Annotated in this window: 14 protein-coding genes; 13 read left to right on the top strand and 1 reads right to left on the bottom strand. The window is 34.5% G+C overall.

Annotated features, from left to right (window positions below):
- Positions 1-313: 313 nt before the first annotated feature.
- The 9 genes from nagB (at position 314) to ACFFLS_RS07540 (ending at position 11,454) form a co-directional block, all read left to right on the top strand.
- Complete coding sequence (gene nagB, locus ACFFLS_RS07500) at positions 314-2,242, top strand: glucosamine-6-phosphate deaminase (protein ID WP_379685912.1); 1,929 nt, start codon at positions 314-316, stop codon at positions 2,240-2,242.
- Positions 2,243-2,494: 252 nt separating this feature from the next.
- Positions 2,495-2,725, top strand: a complete 231-nt coding sequence (locus ACFFLS_RS07505; protein ID WP_379685913.1) for a DUF3820 family protein — start codon at positions 2,495-2,497, stop codon at positions 2,723-2,725.
- A 68-nt stretch (positions 2,726-2,793) separates the two neighbouring features.
- Entirely contained in the window at positions 2,794-3,090 is a 297-nt protein-coding gene (locus ACFFLS_RS07510) for a hypothetical protein (protein ID WP_379685914.1), read from the top strand.
- A gap of 128 nt (positions 3,091-3,218) precedes the next feature.
- The gene (locus tag ACFFLS_RS07515) at positions 3,219-3,476 is read left to right on the top strand and encodes a DUF2752 domain-containing protein (RefSeq protein ID WP_379685915.1); all 258 of its coding nucleotides are present in this window, start codon (positions 3,219-3,221) and stop codon (positions 3,474-3,476) included.
- A 286-nt stretch (positions 3,477-3,762) separates the two neighbouring features.
- A complete protein-coding gene (gene pyrG, locus ACFFLS_RS07520; protein WP_379685916.1) occupies positions 3,763-5,376 on the top strand; it encodes a CTP synthase in 1,614 nt (537 codons plus the stop codon).
- 81 nt (positions 5,377-5,457) lie between these two features.
- Entirely contained in the window at positions 5,458-7,371 is a 1,914-nt protein-coding gene (gene yidC, locus ACFFLS_RS07525) for a membrane protein insertase YidC (protein WP_379685917.1), read from the top strand.
- 92 nt (positions 7,372-7,463) lie between these two features.
- The gene (locus ACFFLS_RS07530; RefSeq protein WP_379685918.1) at positions 7,464-8,189 is read left to right on the top strand and encodes a toxin-antitoxin system YwqK family antitoxin; all 726 of its coding nucleotides are present in this window, start codon (positions 7,464-7,466) and stop codon (positions 8,187-8,189) included.
- A 368-nt stretch (positions 8,190-8,557) separates the two neighbouring features.
- Positions 8,558-10,741, top strand: a complete 2,184-nt coding sequence (locus ACFFLS_RS07535; protein ID WP_379685919.1) for a T9SS type A sorting domain-containing protein — start codon at positions 8,558-8,560, stop codon at positions 10,739-10,741.
- A gap of 155 nt (positions 10,742-10,896) precedes the next feature.
- On the top strand, positions 10,897-11,454 hold the full coding sequence (locus tag ACFFLS_RS07540) for a DUF4956 domain-containing protein (RefSeq protein ID WP_379685920.1): 558 nt from the start codon (positions 10,897-10,899) through the stop codon (positions 11,452-11,454).
- On the opposite strand, the gene ACFFLS_RS07545 is transcribed toward ACFFLS_RS07540, so the two are convergent.
- Positions 11,455-13,332, bottom strand: coding sequence for a PEP/pyruvate-binding domain-containing protein (locus ACFFLS_RS07545; protein ID WP_379689264.1), 1,878 nt, complete (start codon positions 13,330-13,332; stop codon positions 11,455-11,457). It abuts the gene before it with no gap.
- A gap of 143 nt (positions 13,333-13,475) precedes the next feature.
- On the opposite strand from ACFFLS_RS07545, the gene mnmA reads away from it, so the two are divergent.
- Genes mnmA through ACFFLS_RS07565 form a run of 4 tightly spaced genes read left to right on the top strand, consistent with a single transcriptional unit; the run spans position 13,476 to position 17,693 of the window.
- Positions 13,476-14,663: a tRNA 2-thiouridine(34) synthase MnmA gene (mnmA, locus tag ACFFLS_RS07550; RefSeq protein WP_379685922.1), complete on the top strand. Its 1,188-nt coding sequence runs from the start codon at positions 13,476-13,478 to the stop codon at positions 14,661-14,663.
- Positions 14,664-14,706: 43 nt separating this feature from the next.
- Positions 14,707-16,314, top strand: coding sequence for a S8 family serine peptidase (locus ACFFLS_RS07555; RefSeq protein ID WP_379685923.1), 1,608 nt, complete (start codon positions 14,707-14,709; stop codon positions 16,312-16,314).
- Positions 16,315-16,319: 5 nt separating this feature from the next.
- Positions 16,320-17,264 carry an NAD(P)H-dependent flavin oxidoreductase gene (locus ACFFLS_RS07560; RefSeq protein WP_379685924.1) on the top strand — a complete coding sequence of 315 codons (945 nt, stop codon included), beginning with the start codon at positions 16,320-16,322 and terminating at the stop codon, positions 17,262-17,264.
- A 15-nt stretch (positions 17,265-17,279) separates the two neighbouring features.
- Positions 17,280-17,693: a hypothetical protein gene (locus tag ACFFLS_RS07565; RefSeq protein ID WP_379685925.1), complete on the top strand. Its 414-nt coding sequence runs from the start codon at positions 17,280-17,282 to the stop codon at positions 17,691-17,693.
- The last annotated feature ends 100 nt before the right edge of the window (positions 17,694-17,793 follow it).

A 17,793-nucleotide genomic window follows, 5' to 3' on the forward strand; every position in this document is an offset into this window, starting at 1 on the left:
TTTTCATACCAGATTTAGAAATTGATGAAAATTAATGCATTACTTTTGTTTTGCAAAAAAAATGCAGATATTTGCATAAAATACGCATTTAATTCTTTTGAGTATTGAATTGAAGAAGCAGTACGAGTTCATTATCAATAAATGTCGTATATTTATATGTTGTTGGCTATTATTAGTTTATAATGGTATTTGTTAGATAGAGACAATTCAAAAAAATAAAAGTTGCTCTTTTTGACAAGAGTGCTGTTAAAAAGGATAGAATTTGCAAAAAAAATGCAAAAGAATAAAATTGAACAAAAAATAAAACTATATCATGTTAAAAAGTAAAATTGACAAAGCGACGGGTTTCGAAAAACGTTTCGAAAACATAAATACTGTTGTGTTTGAAAACTCGACAGATGCTTCAAAAGAAGTTGCGCAGGAAATTGCAGCTTTAATCAGAGAAAAACAAAATGAAGGTAAGCCTTGTGTTTTAGGTTTGGCGACAGGTTCTTCTCCAAAAGGATTGTATGCTGAATTGGTGCGTCTTCATAAAGAAGAAGGTTTGAGTTTTAAAAATGTAATCAGTTTCAATTTGGATGAATATTATCCGATGGAACCGAACTCAATCAACAGTTATGTTCGTTTTATGAAAGAACTTTTGTTTGATCACGTTGATATTCTACCTGAAAACGCTCATGTGCCAGATGGACTTTTGACGAAAGAGCAAATTGCGGATTACTGTGCAGAATATGAGGCAAAAATTGAAGCTTTAGGCGGAATTGATCTTCAGATTCTTGGGATTGGAGGAAACGGACATATCGGTTTTAATGAATCTGGTTCGCTTCAAAACTCAAAAACGCGTTTGGTTGCTTTAGATCATATTACAAGAGTTGCTGCAAGTAAAGATTTCTTTGGTTTGAATAATACGCCAAGAACAGCAATTACGCTGGGAGTAAAAAAAATCATGGAGGCCAAAAGAGTGATTTTACTGGCTTGGGGAGAAGGAAAAGCAAATGTTGTTAAAAAATCGGTTGAAGACGAAATTACCAACAGAGTTCCGGCTTCATTCCTACAGGAACATGATGATGCTGTTTTTGTTTTAGACAAGGAAGCTTCTTCAAAACTGACAAGAGTAAACAGCCCTTGGTTGGTAGAAAAAGTGGTTTGGACAGACAAACTAACAAGAAAAGCGGTTTTAGGTTTGGCACTTAAGCTTAAAAAACCAATTTTGATGCTTACCGATGCCGATTATATCGAAAACGGTATGAGCGACTTGTTGGCAGATTCTGGACCAGCTTACGATATTAATATTAAGATATTCAATAAATTACAAAATACGATTACAGGATGGCCAGGTGGAAAGCCAAATGCAGATGACGCCAATCGTCCGGAAAGAGCTGAACCGGCTAAAAAACGTGTTCTTATTTTCAGTCCGCACCCAGATGACGATATTATCAGTATGGGTGGTACGTTTATGCGTCTGCAAGAACAAGGGCATGAGGTGCATGTAGCGTATCAGACTTCTGGAAATATTGCTGTTGCAGATGATGAAGCGCTTCGTTTTGCGAGTTTCGTAATTGATTACAACGAAAAATTCGGAATCAAAAGCCCTGAAGCTGATGCTATTTACGAAAAAGCAGTTGATTTCTTGAAAAATAAAAAGAACAGCGAAATTGATATTCCTGAAGTTCGTTACATAAAAGGACTTATTAGAAAAGGAGAAGCAAGAGCAACAAGTCATTTTGTTGGTCTTCCAGATGAGCAGATTCATTTTATGGAATTGCCGTTTTACGAAACTGGAACAATTGAGAAAAAACCAATCGGTGCAGAAGATATTCGGTTGACTGTTGATTTGATTGAAAAAATCAAACCACATCAGATTTATGCGGCTGGAGATTTAGCAGACCCTCACGGAACTCACAAAGTTTGTTTGGATGCGATTTTTGAAGCAGTTAAGGTGTTGAAACCAAAAGAATTTATGAACGACTGCTGGTTGTGGCTGTACAGAGGAGCTTGGCAGGAATGGGGAATTGACGAAGTTGAAATGGCAGTTCCAATGAGTCCTGATCAGGTTTTGGCAAAACGTCACGGAATCTTCAAGCACCAGTCTCAAAAAGACGGAGTTGTTTTCCAAGGAACAGACGCAAGAGAGTTCTGGCAAAGAGCCGAAGACCGAAACAGAGAAACTGCAGCTTTGTATCAGCAGTTAGGTTTGGCTACTTATGCAGCGATGGAAGCATTTGTGAGATGGCATTATTAAGATGCTGAGATTCTGAGGTACTAAGATTATAAGTTTTTATTCGCCGCAAATTCATGAATTATTTTGTGAATTTGCGGCGAAATCATTTTGTTCTGAACGGAAAAATAATTTGTGAATTTGTGGCAAAAAAAAATCATTTAAATCCATTTAATCTGTGGCAAAAAGAAAAAAATAAAATAGCTTTGTAAACAATAAGAAGCAGGAGGAAGAAGTCTATATTCTTTCCTCTTGCTTCTTTTTTCTTAAAAAAAAATGGAACAAGATAAAAAACAGCTCATAAAATTAGCACATGCCAAAATGCCTTTCGGAAAGTACGAAGGAAAATATCTAATTGATCTTCCGGAATATTATGTCGTTTGGTATCATAATAAAGGATTTCCGAAAGGGGAATTAGGTCAGCAGTTGCAATTGATTTATGAATTGAAATTGAATGGATTAGAAGAGTTGATTCGGAATATTAAGAAGCAATATCCAAAACCTTAAAATAAAATCTTAGTTTAGCACGCGAATTAATTTTAATGAATGCTTTCAAATTAACGACCAAATTCTAAATGGATAAAAAAACATATTCTTCAAACGCAGGAATCAGCTGGGGAACAGCATCTTTGATATTCGGAATTACAGCCTTAATTCTCTCATTTATTCCCTGTGTTGGTTTTTTGGCAGTTATTTTGGATGCACCCGCAATTTTTTTTGCGATAATTGGGCTTTCGAAAGCAAAAGCCGAAAATGCGCCAACCGGTTTGGTTAAAGCTGCTTTGGTGGTAAGTATTGCGGCGGCGTTAATAATTATGGTCAATATAATGCTTGTGTTTGGTATTTACGGACTTTTAGTATTTTGGGACTAAAAGCCACATACTATATAAGTTCGTACAAAAAAATAAATTTTGTATTTGCGATTCTAATTAGTAGCATCTTTATCTATTGCTATTTCTCAGTTTCCTTAAATTTCGGATTTCGTTCTGCATGCGAGGGCATGCCTCTGCAATATTGCAAAAGCCGCGGACTCACACGTGCTTTTTCTCGTATTCTTCATTTTGATTTTAAAGAAGCTTTAGCATTAAATCCGTATAGCGTAAAGATTTTTTTGTTTTTTCTGTTTCAGTTCTTTGCACGTTTGATAATCAATGCATTTGTTCAGGTTTCTAATTTTAAAGCGATTGTGAATCTGGATGTTTTATTGAGTTTAATTTTCTTTCTCTATTCATTCTGTAATCTCATTTATACGTTTTGATTTATGATGAAATGCATTTGAGGATTTTTAAGAATAATAAAAAAGCATTGTCTAAATCTTTAATAACAGATTTTTAAATTAATAATGAACGAGATTATTAGTTGCGAATTTTTAGCTAAAAATCCAAAATCCTTTCGTTTTGTAAAGTTATAGCTCCAACTGGACATTTAAATTGAAACTACTCTAAAAATTTGAAAAATTATCTCATTGACGAATTGATAAATTGTCTAATTAAATTTGTACTTTTGCCAAGTTTTTTACACAACTACTTACAAACAACAACAGAATGAATCAAACAAAATATATTTTTGTTACAGGAGGTGTGACCTCTTCATTAGGAAAAGGAATTATAGCGGCATCTTTGGCAAAATTGTTACAAGGAAGAGGATATCGTACAACTATTCAGAAATTTGATCCATACATTAATGTTGACCCAGGAACTTTGAATCCTTATGAGCATGGAGAATGTTATGTGACAGATGATGGAGCTGAAACTGACTTAGACTTAGGACACTACGAGCGTTTCTTAAACGTTCCTACTTCTCAGGCTAATAACGTTACTACAGGAAGAGTTTATCTTTCGGTTATTGAAAAAGAAAGAAGAGGAGAATTTTTAGGAAAAACAGTTCAGGTTGTTCCTCACATCACAAACGAAATCAAAGACAGAATGCAATTGCTAGGTAAATCTGGCGATTATGATATTGTAATTACTGAAATTGGTGGAACTGTAGGTGATATCGAATCACTACCTTATATAGAATCTGTTCGTCAGTTGGTTTGGGAGTTGGGAGAAAATAACGGAATTGTTATTCATTTAACTTTAGTTCCTTATTTGGCTGCTGCTGGTGAGTTGAAAACAAAACCAACACAGCACTCTGTTAAAACTTTAATGGAAAGCGGTATTAAAGCCGATATTTTGGTTTGTAGAACGGAGCACGAATTGTCTCAGGAATTGCGCCAGAAATTAGCTTTATTCTGTAATGTTAAAAAAGAAGCAGTTATTCAGTCAATTGATGCTTCTACGATATATGAAGTTCCAAATTTAATGCTTGAAGAAGGATTAGATGTTGTGGCTTTAAAGAAATTAGATTTACCTAAAAAAGCATCTCCGGATCTTAAAAACTGGAATACTTTCTTAAAAAGATTAAAAAACCCAAAACAAACTGTAAACATTGGTTTGGTTGGAAAATATGTAGAAATGCAAGATTGTTACAAATCTATTTTAGAGGCGTTCATTCACGCAGGTGCTGCAAACGAAACTAAAGTAAACGTAATTTCAATTCACTCAGAGCATATCAATGCTGAGAATGTGGAAGAGAAATTAGGAACGCTTGACGGAGTTTTAGTCGCTCCAGGTTTTGGTGAAAGAGGTATTGAAGGAAAAATTGAAGCAGTTCGTTACGTTCGTGAAAACAATATTCCTTTCTTCGGAATTTGTTTAGGAATGCAGATGTCTGTTATCGAATATTCTAGAAATATTTTAGGTTATAAAGAAGCGAATTCTACAGAGATGAACGATAAAACGCCTCATCCGGTTGTGAATTTAATGGAAGAGCAGAAAAATGTAACCGATAAAGGAGGAACAATGCGTTTGGGTGCTTGGAAATGTGATATTAAACCAGACACTTTAGCGTACAAAATTTACGGAGAAAAAACTATTTCGGAGCGTCACCGCCACCGTTATGAGTACAACAATAAATACGCAGATGAATTACAGAAAGCTGGTTTAAAAGCTTCTGGAGTAAATCCGGACACAGGGTTGGTAGAAATTGTAGAATTAGAGAATCACCCATTCTTTATTGGTGTACAATACCATCCTGAATATAAGAGTACGGTAGCCAATCCGCATCCTATATTTGTAAACTTTGTAGCAGCAGCTGTAAATACACATAAAAAATAATAATAATATTCGAAGAGGTTGTAACTTTTAGGCTAAAGACATAACTAATAACTTCTAACGAGTAACTTTTTTAAATTAATAATGGAAGAAAAAAAATTAGACCTTAATTCAATCATTGGTTTTGTATTGATATTCGGAATTTTGCTTTGGATCATGTATCAAAATCAACCTTCTGAGAAAGAAATTGCTGCTGAAAAAGCCAAGAAAGAATTAGTAGCTAAACAAGAAGCACAAGCTAAAGCAGATAAAACAAAAACAGCGCAAGCACCAGTTGCAGCAACACCTGGAGATACTGCTCAAATCGCAGAATTGCAAAAAACTTTAGGAGGATTTGCTTATTCTGCAACACTTCCTTCTGCAAAAGAAGCTTTCACTACAATCGAAAATGAAAAATTAAGATTAAAGATTGCTAATAAAGGTGGTTATATTGTTGAAGCAACTTTAAAAGAATTCGAGAGATTAAAAAAAGGTTCAGGACAATTAGTTGAGTTAATCAAAAACAATAATTCGAACTTAAATTTACAGCTTCTTACAACAGACAACAGAACTTTAAACTCTAAAGATTTGTATTTCGAGCCAACATTGGAGAAAATTGGTGCCGACCAAGTTTTGTCTATGCGTTTAAAAGCGGGTGCAAACGAATTTTTGGAGTATAAATATATCTTGAAACCAAACGATTATTTACTAGGTTTTGACATTCGTTCTCAAGGTCTGAATAAAGTATTAAACTCTGCGAAACCAGTTGATTTACAGTGGGATTTAAAAACATATAGAAACGAAAAAAGCGTTTCTTATGAAAATCGTTTTGCTCAAATTGATTATAAATACGAAGAATCGAAATACAATAACGTAAGCCCGAATGGTCAAGGTAAAGAAGAAACGCCTACTAAAGTAAGTTATGTAGCTTTTAAACAACATTTCTTTACGACAATTTTGTCTACAGAAAAACCGTTTGAAACTTCAAAATTACAGTCGGATAATTTAGTTAAAGACGAAAAAATTGACACAGTCTTTACAAAACAGTTTAGAGCTAATTTGCCTTTAGCGTTTACAAACGGAGAGATCGATTACAAAATGAATTTGTATATGGGTCCTGCAGATTATAAAACATTAAAGTCTTACGATAAGAATTTTGATAAAATCATTCCATTAGGGTGGGGGATTTTTGGATGGATTAACAAATTTATCTTCGTTCCGTTATTCGGATTCTTAAGTTCAACAATCGGATTATCGTTAGGAATTGCAATCATTATTTTTACGATTATCATCAAATTGGCCATGTCGCCGATTACGTATAAGTCATTCCTGTCTCAGGCTAAAATGAAAGTTTTAAGACCTGATATTGCAGAGTTGGGAGAGAAATACAAAAAAGATGCAATGAAGAAACAGCAGGAAACTATGAAGCTGTACAACAAAGCAGGGGTAAACCCAATGGCGGGATGTATTCCGGCATTGATTCAGCTTCCTTTTATGTATGCTTCGTTTCAGTTTTTCCCAGCAGCGTTTGAGTTGAGACAAAAAGGTTTCCTTTGGGCAGACGATTTATCATCTTTTGACTCAATTGCAAAATTGCCTTTCAGCATTCCGTTGTACGGAGATCACATTTCTTTGTTCCCAATTTTGGCAGCAATTGCAATTTTCTTCTACATGAAAATGACTTCTGGAGATCAACAAATGGCAGCGCCTCAACAAGAAGGTATGCCAGATATGGCAAAGATGATGAAAATCATGATTTATGTTTCGCCTTTGATGATGTTGATTTTCTTCAACAGTTACGGAGCCGGATTGAGCTTGTATAACTTTATCTCAAACTTAATTACAATCGGAATTATGTTTGTTATAAAGAATTACATTGTTGACAGCGAGAAAATTCACGCTCAGATTCAGGAAAACAAACAAAGAGAGCCTAAAAAGCCAAGCAAATTCCAACAACGTCTTCAGGAAGTTATGGAACAGCAGGAAGCGGCTAAAAAAACTCAGAACAGAAAAAAATAATTTTCATAAAAAAATCTCGATTTATCGAGATTTTTTTATATCATTATAATTTACGTTTCAGATTTTCGTTAAGATTAAAAACAAAATATTCTATGATATCTAAAAAAATCATACTTGGATTACTTTTTATTCAAACTTTATTTTTAAGTGCACAAACAGCTGATAACAAAGTAGATTCTGAAGGCAAAAAAGATGGACTTTGGAAAGGAACTTATGCCGAATCTAAACGCCCACGTTACGAAGGTACTTTCAACCACGGAAAAGAAACGGGTATTTTTAAATTCTTTGATGACACTAAAAAGGGAGATGTAATTGCTACTCGCGATTTTAGCGCAAATGACGGAAGTTCGTATACTATTTTTTACGATCAGAATAAAAATATAGTAAGCGAAGGCAAAGAAATTGGAAAAGCAAGAGAAGGAGAATGGAAATACTACCATAAAGCTTCTAAAGTCTTGATGTCTGTTGAAAATTATAAAAACGGAGTTTTGCATGGGGTAAAAATTATTTATTATCCAAATGCGAAAGTTGCTGAAGAAATGAATTTTGTAAACGGTATAAAATATGGGGTTTATAAAAAATTAGGACAAGAAGGAACATTGCTTGAAAAAGCAGTTTACAAAAATAATGAATACGACGGCGATGCAGTATTTTATGATTCTGACGGAACTATTGCTTCTAAGGGAAAATTTGTTAAAGGAAAAAAAGCCGGAATTTGGCAGTTTTACCAGAAAGGCAAATTATTTAAAGAGGTCAATATGAGTGATCCGAAAAGCGCAAATAAAGCAGCTGAAAAAGCTGAAAAGAAAAAATCATAACTAAAAGGCTGTCGATAAAGACAGCCTTTTTTATTTGTCACGAATTGCAAAAAAAGTACTGATTAATTTTCGCTTCAGTTTACTAAGTAATAATTTGTGTGAATTTGCGAGAGCGTTTTTTCAGGTATTAATTTGATTTTTTCGACCATAATTAACGGAGTGATTTCTCTATAGTATTTGAATTTAATCAATTGGAAATGTATTGTCAGAATTTGATCTTTTTTTGTGTTTCCATTTAACAAATAATGACTATTGAAGTTTTTTTTTAGTCAGTAAACATTTATATTCGTTGTTAAATTTCTGATAATTTAAATTCTAATCAAAGAAGCATCTTCAAAGACATCTTCTTCATACCAAAAGAAAAATACATGAAAAAAAACTACATTTTTTTATTACTCTTAGTGTTTATTGTTTTTTTTAATAATGTGGCTGTTTCTCAGACTTCCTTAGGGAAATGCAACAGTTTTATAAATAAATTGAAGAAAGAGCTTAATGTTTCTACTGGAAAAAAAGCGATTAAGAACATTGAGCTTAAAATTTCAGATTCAAAAAGTTTTAGCGGAAAAATAAATTACAAAGAATCGAGTGTTTCGAGTGAGTATTTGATAGGTGAGATCAATAATGTTTCTGAATCGTCTTTTTACCTTAAAGTAATGGAGCAATCGCTTGAAGGACATATCATTCTTAAAAAATCAAAAGAAGCATACAAATATTCCTCAGATGCTAATGGAAATGCGTATGTATCAAAAGTTGACATTAATTCATTAATCTGTGTGGATTATGCTACTTTATCACAGAAGGAAGCTAAAGCTGCAAAAGTTAGTTCCACCGCGGCAATTAGTCCAGAGCTGTTAAAGTTAGAAAGTTTGCCAGGTGGAATAGGTTGTATATTATTGGATTTTGATGGATATAATATGCCTGCTGGAAATCTGTGGAACAATGGAGGTAGGATTTATGCTGATCCATCAGGAATGAGTGATGCCAATATACTCCAATGTTTTGAGATAGTTTCAGAAGATTTCAGGCCTTTTAATTTAAATATTACCACAAATGAGGCTGTTTTTAATACCTATCCAAAAACAAAAAGAAAACGTATTGTAATAACTCCTACAGATACCGCGCAACCAGGAGTTGGAGGTATAGCTTTTATTGGGGCTTTTACTGCGAATAATGATGTGCCGGCTTGGTGTTTTAATGTCAGTACTGGTAAGGCTGCAGGAGATACTTCTTCTCACGAGATAGGGCATCTCTTTTCATTACAGCACGATGGAAGACGTACTTCTCCAAGCGAAGAATATTTTGCAGGTTTAAGCGGAACCTCTTGGGGCCCAATTATGGGAATGGCTGTTTTAAGACCCGTTGTTCAATGGAGCAAAGGAGAATATACTGGCGCCAATAATACCGAAGATGATGTTGCGATAATTTCTAATATAAGCAATGGAATAGGTTATAGAGCTGATGATTATGGAAATGATACAACTTCAGCATTTAATCTGACTGTGAACAGTCAGGGAGATGTCATGCAAAGAGAAGGTGTTATAGAAAAAGAAACCGATAAAGATTTTTTTGCTTTTACTACTCGTGGAGGAAGTATAAGGATTGCAGCAAATACAATAGTCGGAGATGGAAGTGGTAATCTTCACATTTTTATGCAGTTATACAATTCTGCTGGTGTCGAAATCGAGAAACATTGGTATGCTGATCCGTCCTCTCTAAATGCGGTAATTTATGCAGATGATATTCCGGCTGGTAAATATTTTGTCAGTATTAGTGGGGTTGGGGCAGGAGATAAAGCTAATGGAGGATATTCGGCGTATGGTTCTATAGGAAGTTATACTATTTCCGGATTTGTTCCTCCTTCTGAGGATATTTTTATTTCGGGATCTCAAACTAATGTAAGCTGTTATGGAGCATCAGATGGATCGATAACAATCAGCGCTTCAGGAGGTGATGGCAATTTTACCTATGCATGGTCGCCATCAGGAGGAACAGGAGCTACAGCGTCGGGTTTAAAAGCTGGTAACTATACAGTGATCGTGACAGATAAAAACGGAGTTTTTGCAAAACAAAGCTTCACTATAACTGAGCCTGCAATGCTTGATTCAAGCGTAACAGTAGGGAGTGATAAATTGACAGCTAATCAATCTGGAGCAATTTATCAATGGATAGAATGTCCAGCTTCGCTACTAGTAGGCGAAACAAATCAGTCTTTTAAGCCTAAAAAAGCAGGCTCTTATAAGGTTTTGGTAAGTACAGATAAATGTAATGTTTTCTCAGAGTGTGTGAATTTTAATAATCTTAATACACCGTCATTTGAGCAGGGCTTAAAATTTAAGCTATATCCGAATCCTTCTAGTAAAGTCATCACTATAAGATCTGATTATGATGCAGATTTTAAATTCATCAATGCTTTAGGAGAAACTGTTAAAACAGTTAAAGTATTGGCTGATACAAATAATGAGATAGACATTGAAAATTTGTCAAGTGGTATTTATTTTATTTGTGAAATAAAGGAAGGGAAGTTAATCAGTCACAAGTTTATTAAAAATTAGTGTTTTTAAAAGCTTTTTTTGAACTTATAACCCTAGTTGACTTTCACAGGCTGTCGATAAGACAGCCTTTTTTATGTTCATAGGAAAATTAATCAGAATTAGTGAAAATTGTTTTGGGCAATTTTTTAAATTTGATTTGCTAATTCTCTTACTAAATGGATTTAAACGAACTTTCGGCGCGCTTTTTACTACTTTTTTTTTCGATTCTGATTTTGTATTTTTTTTCCAACAGAAAAGATAACGAAACCATAAATCCCCTTATGGTGATTGTTGGACTTTGTACTTTTTCGCTTTGTTATTTGTTTACAAAAATTGAAATCGGAGTAGGAATCGGTTTTGGATTGTTCGCTATTTTTTCAATTTTAAGATTTAGAACACAGTCTTTCACAGTAAATGCAATCATTTTTCTTTTTGCAACAATCACACTTTCGATTCTTGATATCATGTATCCTTTTGAAAAAATAGAAATACTGTTGTTTTTTCAAATAATAATTATTGGTTTTTATATTCTAGCATCAATCATAGTCAATAAAAAAGCATCAAAATACCTGAATACTGTCGATGTAAAAATCCCGATTGTAAGTACGTTTTCATTAGATAATCAAAATATCCGAAAAGCAGTTCAAGAAAAAATAAATATACAGGATTTTGATTTTAAGATTGTTTTGGTCAATACGGTTTCAAACGAAATTGATTTGCAGGTTTTTTATTGATTATTCATTAAACGGCCTGACTTGTTTGATGTAAAGGTCTCTTTTCTCGCCTACGATTTTAAATTCAATGTCTACCGGATGGTTCTGGTTTTTTCGCCAGTAGCGATGCATTTTTTCTTCAATTTTTTTGCAGACATTAGATAGATTGCTCATTTCGCTGCGAGTCAGTAAAGGCTCGTTATTGTTCAGATTTGAATTTGAGGTATAATCGATATCAAAATCGCTGTCGTCTTTTCTTTCATTAAAATGATAGGCAACAAACTGCTCACAGATTTCTCCTTTTGCTGGTTTTACAACCGAATTTTCTCCTTTCTGAATGTTTACGGTAATTCCGGGAAAATCTTTTCTAAAAATGTTTTGGGTGATTACCACGCCATTTGCGAGTTCATCAGGAAATGAACGATGCACCAAAACTCCCATGGCAACTTGCTGCTGATCGATTCCAAAAAGCGCTCTTTCGTTATAAGAGGCTTCATTCCATGAACTAGCCCAAACTTGTTTGATGGCTTTTTCAAATGTTTTGATGCTGTCGCCTAAAATTCCGGTTTTTGAATCGTATAATCCGGCACCGTTAAAATCATCTAAATCTTCAGCATTTGTTGAAGAACGAAACCTGAAATTTTTAAATTTAGCGTCTTTAAAAACAAAGTTTAGTTTTGAGAGTAAATCTGAATCGACAGGTTCTTTTTTTATGGCGTCTCTAATTTTTTTCAATTGCTTATTGATCCAAATCGTTGAATCTTTATGCGGATAAGCGATAAGTTCTGCAATTAAAGGAGAAATCGAGTTTTTCTGAATATGTCTGCTGTAAAAGTAAAATGGAATTGCGTACGCATCTTCTGGAGTTTTGAACGGAATTTCTTTTGATGCAGCAATCAGATAAGCCATATTTTGAGCCTTAGAGCCAATATAATTGACTCCTTTTTTTGGGATTTTAGATAAATCGACAAGATCAGCGACCGAATTGTCGATTATTAGTTTTTTCTTTTTGGTATTGGTTTTAAAAACGATTTTTTTATTGGTTTCTTTTATGAAAAAAGTGTCTTTTTCTATTTTGAGCTCCACTTTTTTTGAAAGAAGTTTTTTAATTGTAATGTCTTCAAATGCCAATGTATAAGCCATAATCGGAATTTTTCTGTTTTTGCCTAAAAGCACCAAATGGCTTAATGGTGTCTGCAATTCATTCACAATAATTCCTCTTACATCTGGCAGAATATCGGGAGTTCCATCCAAAACAATAATTTCGTCGGAATTTGGTTTTGTTTTTTCTAAATCTTTGATTTTATACTGTTTCAAAATTCCGATATTGGTTCCCGAAACGACTTCTTGATATTTCAATTCATCAAAAATAAAGTCAGATTTGACACAAGGAATTTTAAATTTATCCAGTCTAAACCATTCCATTTTTTCGGAATTGTTCAAATAGAATTTAAGGTCTTTTCCAATAAAAGTCGATTTCACTACCAAATTAAAAAAACGTTCAATCAGTTCAATCGGCATATGATCAGATGCGGCGAGTTCAAAAATCCATTTGTTGGTTCCTTTAATGTGGTTTAAATTTCCGAGTAAAAAATCACGGTCTTTGGCGGTATTGCTGTAATTTTTATTGTTAAAAACTTCTAAATCATCGGCATAATTCAAATAATTGACAACAAAGTCAAAATGAAGTGGAACAAGCTTGCTGTTGAAATAGTACATTTTTTGTGTTCTTAAATCGTAAACCAATTTTACAGATTCGATATTCGAAAATTTATCAGATAAAGGTTTTCCTCTAAAGGCTTTGTATGCTTGATAATTGTCTAAAGAAGCAGTAAAACGCTGGGCGTTTAGAGTTGTTAGGGATAACAAAAAAAATAATATTAAGAGGTATTTTTTCATGTCTTAATTTGTGATGATTAAATGTAATCAAAAAAGAAATAAGTTTTATTTACTGTGGCATTACTTAAACTAATCAAAACGGTAATGCGATTTTCTATAATTTGGCTTACCTTTGCACCCTTGTAAAAATTAATTATTTCAAAATGAAACGAGTAGTAGTTGGACTTTCTGGCGGAGTAGATTCTAGTGTTGCGGCCTATTTATTACAGCAGCAAGGTTACGAAGTGATAGGTCTTTTTATGAAAAATTGGCACGATGATTCGGTTACAATTTCTAATGAATGTCCATGGCTGGAAGACAGCAATGACGCTTTGTTGGTAGCCGAAAAACTCGGAATACCGTTTCAGACCGTTGATTTGAGCGAAGAATACAAAGAGAGAATCGTTGATTATATGTTTAACGAATATGAAAAAGGGAGAACGCCAAATCCAGATGTACTTTGTAACCGCGAAATCAAATTTGATGTTTTTATGAAAATCGCTTTAAGTCTTGGAGCAGATTATGTTGCGACGGGACATTATTGCCAGAAAAGCGAAGTCGAAATCGACGGAAAAACGGTTTATCAATTGATTGCAGGAAATGACGTCAACAAAGATCAATCGTATTTTTTATGCCAATTATCACAGGAACAGCTTTCAAAAGCATTGTTTCCAATTGGTGCTTTGACTAAACCAGAAGTGCGTGAAATTGCTGCAGAAATGGAATTGGTAACTGCCGAAAAGAAAGATTCGCAAGGATTGTGTTTTATCGGAAAAGTTCGTCTGCCTGAATTTTTACAACAGAAATTGCAACCAAAAGACGGTCAAATCATTCAGATTGATAAAAATGATCCGATTTTCGATAAAGAAAAACCTGCTGGTCTTTCAGTAGAAGAAGAATTAAAGGCAGAAGCTCAAAAACTGAACTATCTTCCGACAATGGGAAAAGTAGTTGGGAAACATCAAGGTGCACATTATTTTACAGTTGGGCAAAGAAAAGGGCTTAATGTCGGAGGTACGACAGATCCATTGTTTGTAATAGCTACAGATGTTGAAACCAATACGATTTATACAGGTTTAACAAGCAATCATCCTGGATTGTTTAAAAAAGCTTTATTTGTTGAAAAGTCTGAAGTGCACTGGATTCGCGAAGATTTGACACTAAAACCGGGTGAAAAAATGGAAGTGATGGCGAGAATTCGTTATCGTCAGCCTTTGCAGAAAGCGGTTTTGCATCAGTTTGAAGACGGAATGTATGTTGAGTTCGAAGAACCTCAATCGGCCATTACCGAAGGGCAATTTACAGCTTGGTATTTAGAAAATGAATTAGTTGGTTCGGGAGTAATTTCTTAGCTTTATACTTTCTTAAAGAATTATTTCTTTTAAAAAGTATACTATGAAATATAACTTTACTTTTTTGTTCCTGTTGCTTTCTTTTACGGTTTTTTCGCAAGAAGAAGCTTGGGTTTATTTTAACAATAAACCCAATTCACAGGCTTTTTTTGATAATCCGCTGAGTGTGCTTTCGCAACGCGCTTTAGATAGAAGAACTACCCAAAATATTGCATTGGATATTACGGATGCTCCTTTGGAAACTTCGTTTGTGGATCAAATTAAGGCGAGCGCAGGAATATCCGTAATGGCGCAGTCAAAATGGCTGAATGCGCTTCACATTCGTGGAACTCAATCTAATATTACAGCTTTAAAAACTTTAGGATTTGTAGACAAGGTTGTATTTGCCAATAAAGCTCTTAATACAACAGCTAAAACTGTTTCTCAAGCTCAGATAGCTCAGGTTGCAAATAAACTTAAAACGGCAGTAGATTATTCATACGGCAATTCTGCCAATCAGATTCAGATGCTGAATGGACAAGTTTTGCATCAGCAGAATTATACCGGAGAAGGAAAAATTATTGCAGTTTTAGACGGAGGATTTCCGGGAGTCAATACAGCACAGCCCTTTCAAAATCTTATAAACAATAACCGAATTTTAGGAGGTTATGATTATACGACTCGAAATAGTAATTTCTATACGGGAGATGATCACGGAACTTTAGTTCTTTCTACAATGGGTGGTTACAAAGAAAATTCGCTAGTAGGAACGGCTCCAAATGCATCTTATTACCTTTTTATAACAGAAATAGCAGCAGAAGAAAATCCGTTAGAGGAATCTTTATGGGTTGAGGCTGCAGAACAAGCAGACGCCTTGGGAGTTGATATCATAACTTCTTCATTAGGATATTTTGCAGATCGAGATAATGCAAATTACAATCACACCTACAGCGATATGAACGGAACAACCAATTTTGTTTCCATTGGTGCTGAAATTGCATTTAGTAAAGGAATTTTGGTTTTGGCTTCAGCAGGTAATGAAGGGGGAGAGGTAGAAAAACATATTGGCTCTCCGGCTGATGCAGTTTCAGTTTTGGCGATCGGGTCTGTAAATGCTACTAAAGCGAGGTCGAGTTTCAGTTCAATCGGTCCAAGTTACGACGGGAGAATAAAACCCGATATTATGGCGCAAGGAACTTCATCTGTGGTTTCATCTGCTAACGGAACTATTGGTACAGCAAACGGAACTTCATTTTCATGTCCGATTATGGCAGGAATGGCCGCTTGTTTGTGGCAAGCTTTTCCAACTAAAACCAACAGGGAAATCAGACAGATGATTTTGTCGTCATCTGACAAATATACTACGCCGAATAATAATTATGGTTACGGAATTCCAAATTTTGGAATAGCGTTAAGTGTCGATTCTTTTATTGCCGAAACAGCATTTGCAGTTTATCCGAATCCAGTAAAGACCAATGTTTCTTTTTCTTTTTTGAATGAAAACAGTACAGCAATGGTTGCTATTTATTCTGTTTTAGGACAAAAGATGCTTCAAAAAGAAATTACTAAATTAGAGTCAGATATTTCTTTGCAGTCTCTTCAAAGCGGACTCTATTTTTATACTTTTGATTCCGAGAATCTGCACAAAAGCGGCAAAATAATCAAACAATAATTTTGATGAATAAAATCACTCAGCTTTTCAATATAAAATACCCGATTGTTCAAGGAGGAATGATTTGGAACAGCGGTTATAAACTGGCTTCTGCGGTAAGCAATGCGGGAGGATTGGGCTTGATAGGCGCTGGTTCTATGTATCCAGAGGTTTTAAGAGAACACATTCAAAAATGTAAAAAAGCTACAGATAAACCTTTTGGTGTCAATATTCCGATGTTATATCCTAATATTGAAGAAATTATGAGTATCGTAGTAGAAGAAGGCGTAAAAATCGTTTTTACTTCTGCTGGAAATCCAAAAACATGGACTTCATTTTTAAAGGAAAAAGGCATAACTGTAGTTCATGTAGTCAGCAGCAGTGTTTTTGCTCTTAAAGCGCAGGAAGCTGGAGTAGATGCAGTCGTTGCAGAAGGTTTTGAAGCGGGAGGACACAACGGCCGCGAAGAAACTACAACAATGACGCTACTTCCGATGGTGAAAGAAAAAATAAAAATTCCGCTTATTGCTGCGGGGGGAATTGCGACAGGAAGAGGGATGCTTGCTGCAATGATTTTAGGAGCAGACGGAGTACAGGTTGGAAGCCGTTTTGCAGCTTCTGTAGAATCTTCTGCACACAATAATTTTAAAGAACTGATAGTTACTACTAATGAGGGAGGTACGCAATTGACATTAAAGGAGTTAGCTCCTGTGAGGTTAGTCAAAAATAAGTTTTTTGAAGAGGTGCAGGCTTTGTATGAAAAATGTCCTTCTAAAGATGACCTTGTAAAGCTTTTAGGCCGAGCTAGAGCCAAAAAAGGAATGTTTGAAGGTGATTTGGAGGAAGGAGAATTGGAAATAGGTCAGATTTCTGGATTGATTCATGAAATTCTGCCCGTAGAACAAATTATTCAAGAAATGATATCTGATTTTGAGACTGCTCAAAAAGAAAAGGCTTCATTTGAATTTTAATCGCTTTAACGAAATATGATTTATTTTATCCGCATATTATTTATATTATTTTTTCTAGGTTTTGGGCATCAAAAAGCTCATTCGCAATCGTATCGTTTTAAAGCTTCTGGATTTAGCGTTTTAGAAAAAAATGAAAGAGGAAAATGGGGCGAATGGTCCAATCTTGATCTTGTAGACCTTTCGGTTGTTCTAGATACAGACAAGCATAGAATAGTAGTTTATTCTCAAGAATTGCAGCTTTTTAATATTCTTGATTATATCGAAAGAGAAGAAAATGATACCGATATAGTATATTCTTTTATCTGCAAAGACAACGATGGAAGAGATTGTAAATTATCGATTATTACGCGTAAGAAACAAGATTACCGCAAACAGCTTTACATCAATTACAGCGACCATATTATTGTGTACAATATTTTTATGGTTTAAAAACTAAAGTAAATTCCAAAAAGCAAATTCCAAATTCCAAAAAATTAAATCTTAAAATATATAAATTCCAAATTCCAAACTTTTATGAGCTTTAGAATTT

This window comes from Flavobacterium procerum (genome assembly GCF_042431625.1).
Taxonomy (GTDB): Bacteria; Bacteroidota; Bacteroidia; order Flavobacteriales; family Flavobacteriaceae; genus Flavobacterium; species Flavobacterium procerum.

Coding starts and splice junctions, on each gene's coding strand:
- nagB (WP_379685912.1), top strand. CDS start 314: ATGTTAAAAAGTAAAATTGACAAAGCGACGGGTTTCGAAAAACGTTTC.
- ACFFLS_RS07505 (WP_379685913.1), top strand. CDS start 2,495: ATGGAACAAGATAAAAAACAGCTCATAAAATTAGCACATGCCAAAATG.
- ACFFLS_RS07510 (WP_379685914.1), top strand. CDS start 2,794: ATGGATAAAAAAACATATTCTTCAAACGCAGGAATCAGCTGGGGAACA.
- ACFFLS_RS07515 (WP_379685915.1), top strand. CDS start 3,219: ATGCCTCTGCAATATTGCAAAAGCCGCGGACTCACACGTGCTTTTTCT.
- pyrG (WP_379685916.1), top strand. CDS start 3,763: ATGAATCAAACAAAATATATTTTTGTTACAGGAGGTGTGACCTCTTCA.
- yidC (WP_379685917.1), top strand. CDS start 5,458: ATGGAAGAAAAAAAATTAGACCTTAATTCAATCATTGGTTTTGTATTG.
- ACFFLS_RS07530 (WP_379685918.1), top strand. CDS start 7,464: ATGATATCTAAAAAAATCATACTTGGATTACTTTTTATTCAAACTTTA.
- ACFFLS_RS07535 (WP_379685919.1), top strand. CDS start 8,558: ATGAAAAAAAACTACATTTTTTTATTACTCTTAGTGTTTATTGTTTTT.
- ACFFLS_RS07540 (WP_379685920.1), top strand. CDS start 10,897: ATGGATTTAAACGAACTTTCGGCGCGCTTTTTACTACTTTTTTTTTCG.
- ACFFLS_RS07545 (WP_379689264.1), bottom strand. CDS start 13,332: ATGAAAAAATACCTCTTAATATTATTTTTTTTGTTATCCCTAACAACT.
- mnmA (WP_379685922.1), top strand. CDS start 13,476: ATGAAACGAGTAGTAGTTGGACTTTCTGGCGGAGTAGATTCTAGTGTT.
- ACFFLS_RS07555 (WP_379685923.1), top strand. CDS start 14,707: ATGAAATATAACTTTACTTTTTTGTTCCTGTTGCTTTCTTTTACGGTT.
- ACFFLS_RS07560 (WP_379685924.1), top strand. CDS start 16,320: ATGAATAAAATCACTCAGCTTTTCAATATAAAATACCCGATTGTTCAA.
- ACFFLS_RS07565 (WP_379685925.1), top strand. CDS start 17,280: ATGATTTATTTTATCCGCATATTATTTATATTATTTTTTCTAGGTTTT.